The sequence below is a fragment of the Candidatus Thioglobus sp. genome (assembly GCF_028599055.1).
Taxonomy (GTDB): Bacteria; Pseudomonadota; Gammaproteobacteria; order PS1; family Pseudothioglobaceae; genus Thioglobus_A.
In genome coordinates this window covers 1-3,301 of the sequence record NZ_JAQRMS010000061.1, presented here as the reverse complement: position 1 = coordinate 3,301, position 3,301 = coordinate 1, and the positions used below count along the sequence as shown (strand labels likewise).

The 3,301-nt window shown below is 40.4% G+C and carries 3 protein-coding genes; all 3 read right to left on the bottom strand.

The window, feature by feature from the left end; all coding sequences use genetic code 11:
• Position 1 precedes the first annotated feature (1 nt).
• Complete coding sequence (locus PSN35_RS05065; protein ID WP_300030359.1) at positions 2-286, bottom strand: integration host factor subunit alpha; 285 nt, start codon at positions 284-286, stop codon at positions 2-4.
• Positions 287-288: 2 nt separating this feature from the next.
• Positions 289-2,679 (bottom strand): phenylalanine--tRNA ligase subunit beta, encoded by a 2,391-nt coding sequence (gene pheT, locus PSN35_RS05060; RefSeq protein ID WP_300030356.1) that lies wholly within the window; start codon positions 2,677-2,679, stop codon positions 289-291.
• Between the two features lie 4 nt (positions 2,680-2,683).
• Positions 2,684-3,301, bottom strand: a 618-nt coding sequence (gene pheS / locus PSN35_RS05055; protein WP_300030353.1) for a phenylalanine--tRNA ligase subunit alpha, incomplete at its 5' end; no start/stop codon positions are given.

The following is a 3,301-nucleotide window of genomic DNA, read 5'->3' as shown; positions in this document are numbered from 1 at the left end:
ACTAAACCTCTTGAGTTAGTTTTTTAAGTTTTGGACCTGCTTTAAAGTTAACTACTTTTCTGGCAGATATCTCTACCGGTTGTCCTGTTTTAGGATTTCTACCTGGTCGAGCAGCCTTCTCTCTAATAATAAAATTACCAAAGCCTGATAGCTTTACTTCTTCACCATCAGCAAGGGTTAATTGAATTTGATCAAAAAAGTCATTGGTTAGCTGTAACGCTTGCGCATGGGTAATCTCCATTTCACGCACCAAATTATCAGCGATATCTTTTTTGCTTAATGCCATAGCTATCGAAGTGTCGCTGAAAACTGTGTTTTCATCAGTGCCAATACATCGTCTACCTTAGCATTAACTTCTTCATCAGCTAATGTGGCCTCAAGTGACTGATAAGTTAAATTAAGTGCAACACTCTTTTTACCGGCATCAATATGCTCGCCTTCATACACATCAAATAAGCTAACACCAACAAAATGCGCCTGATTTAGCTGCTCAATGGCTTGCGTTAACTTGGCAACTGGGGTTGATTGATCAACCACCAAAGCAATATCACGCTGAGCTAATTGATAAGCAGAAAAAGGCTTATATTTAGCAATTGAGCCTGATAACACCGTAGCCAAATCTATTTCGTACAAATAGCATACTGGCAGTGACAATTCTTTTTGAACACTAGGTGATAATGCACCAATCCAGCCTACCACTTGATTATTGTGCATAATCCTAGCAGTTTGGCCTTTTTGCAAGGCAGGATGTTCAGCCGCTTCGAATTCAAAATCCGCTGAGGTAAAACTTAAAATAGATTCAAGGTCTGCTTTTGCATCAAAAAAATCAAGCGCCTTAGGCTCCGTCGACCATTGCGAAGCAAATCGATTACCAGAAACAACGCCGGCTAATTTATTGGATTGTTCATCCGCTTGAACGCCACCAAAACATAAGCCAATTTCAAAAAAACGTGCATCGGTATGTCCACGTCTTTGATTTGATTCTACAGTTTGCAACAAACCTGCCCACAATGATGAACGCATGGTCGACATATCTGCAGAAATTGGATTTGACAGGGTAATCTTACTGGCTTCAGGATCAATCAAATTTTGATATTTTTCAGAGATGAAACTGTATGTAATTACCTCTTGATAACCACGACTGACCAAAGCTTGCATGACATCATACTTATCAATTTGAGCTTCTTCAATGACATTAATATTAGCATCTAACGATAACTTCTGAACTGGTAATTTATCATAGCCATACAGTCTTGCTAGCTCTTCAATCAAATCAGCTGGAATGCGAATATCAAAACGGAAACTTGGCGGAACAATTGTCCACGAATCATCTGTTTTATTGCTAATTTCAAAATCAAGATTAATGAACTTTTCTTCAATCCAGCTACTGTCTAATTCAAAGCCCAACACTTGCTGAATTTTAGCTTTAGTAATGGTAATAGGCGCCAACTCAGGCAGAGTGTTTTCGTCGATATTCGAGGTAATTTCACTCACTTCACCGCCATTCTTTTTAATGCCCCCTTGAGGGGTGCAGATTTCAACCACTAACTGTGCAGCTCGATCTAATGCCAGCTCGGTAATATTAAAATCAACACCACGCTCAAAACGCAATGATGATTCTGTATGCAGACCATAATCTCTGGCCTTACCAGCAATAGCTACCGGCTCAAAGAAAGCACTTTCCAATAAAATATCGACTGTAGTTGGCTGAGTTGAACTTGACTCACCACCCATTACACCCGCTATCGCTAATACCGAACTTTCATCAGCAATCACCAAAGTGTTATCCTTTAAAGTTGCTGTTGACTCGTTCAACAAATCAATTGTTTCACCAGATTTAGCATTTCTAACATCAATAGAGCCATTAATTTTGCTAAGATCAAACGCGTGCATTGGTTGGCCTAATTCCATTAAAACGTAGTTAGTAATATCAACCACTGGTGAATGTACAGCTTGGCCTGAGCGCGTTAACTTATCTACCATCCATTGTGGTGTTTGAACCGTATTATCAATACCTGTGATACTTCTGGTTAAATACTTAGGGCAAGCATTTGTGTTGCTCACTTTGGTTTTAATGCTAGACGTGCCAGATACATTAACCTCAATTTCAGGCATGACAAACGCCATATTGTAATTAGCACTCACTTCACGCACCACACCAAGAACTGAGAAACAATCGCCGCGATTTGGGGTGATGTCTAATTCAATAATATTATCGTCAAGATCCAGATACTCTCTAATATCTTGGCCAATTGGCGCCTCTGAGTCTAGTTCAGCAATACCGTCCGATGAATCACTAAGACCCAACTCAGAATCAGAACAAATCATGCCAAATGACTCAACACCTCTTAATTTTGCTTTTTTGATTTTAAAATCACCTGGAAGTTTAGCACCAACCAGTGCTGCCATAACTTTAAGTCCGGTGCGCACATTCTTAGCACCACAAATAATCTGCACAGGATTAGCTTCGCCAACCTCAACTTGACACAAATTTAGCTTATCTGCATCTGGGTGTTTTTCACAAGAAATTACCTCTCCAACTACAACTTTAGTAAAAGCTGGCGCAACAGTATCAATACCGTCAACTTCCAGACCTGCCATTGTTAATTGTTCGGCCAATACCTCGTCAGTAACAACGGGGGAAATCCACTCACGTAACCATGATGTTGAAATATTCATATGCTTATTTAAATTGTTTTAGAAAACGCACGTCGTTTTCAAAGAATAATCGAAGATCGTTAACGCCGTAACGCAACATAGCAAGGCGCTCAACACCCATGCCAAATGCAAGGCCTGTATATTCCTGCGAATCCACATCTACTGAATTTAACACGTTAGGATGAACCACGCCACAACCTAGCACTTCTAGCCAGCCGGTCTTTTTACAAACACGACAACCTTCACCACCACAAATCACACATTCGATATCTGCTTCAGCAGAAGGCTCGGTAAACGGAAAATAGGAAGGACGAAAGCGTACTTGTAAATCTTCTTTTTCGAAGTAAGCGCGCAAAAAGTCAATCAGTAAGCCTTTTAATTGGGCAAAGTTTGCCTGCTTATCAACAATCAGCCCTTCTACTTGATGAAACATTGGTGTGTGGGTGATATCAGAATCACAACGATACACACGACCTGGGGCAATAATACGCACCGGTGGATCTTGTTTTTCAAGTGTACGAATTTGCACCGGAGAGGTATGCGTTCTTAACACGGTATTTTCATTGAAGTAGAACGTGTCATGCATGGCGCGAGCCGGATGATGTTCAGGAATGTTTAGCGCGGTGAAATTATGAAAATCATC

Excerpts from the sequence above, each read along its gene's own strand:
- PSN35_RS05065 (WP_300030359.1), bottom strand. The coding sequence starts at position 286 with ATGGCATTAAGCAAAAAAGATATCGCTGATAATTTGGTGCGTGAAATG.
- pheT (WP_300030356.1), bottom strand. The coding sequence starts at position 2,679 with ATGAATATTTCAACATCATGGTTACGTGAGTGGATTTCCCCCGTTGTT.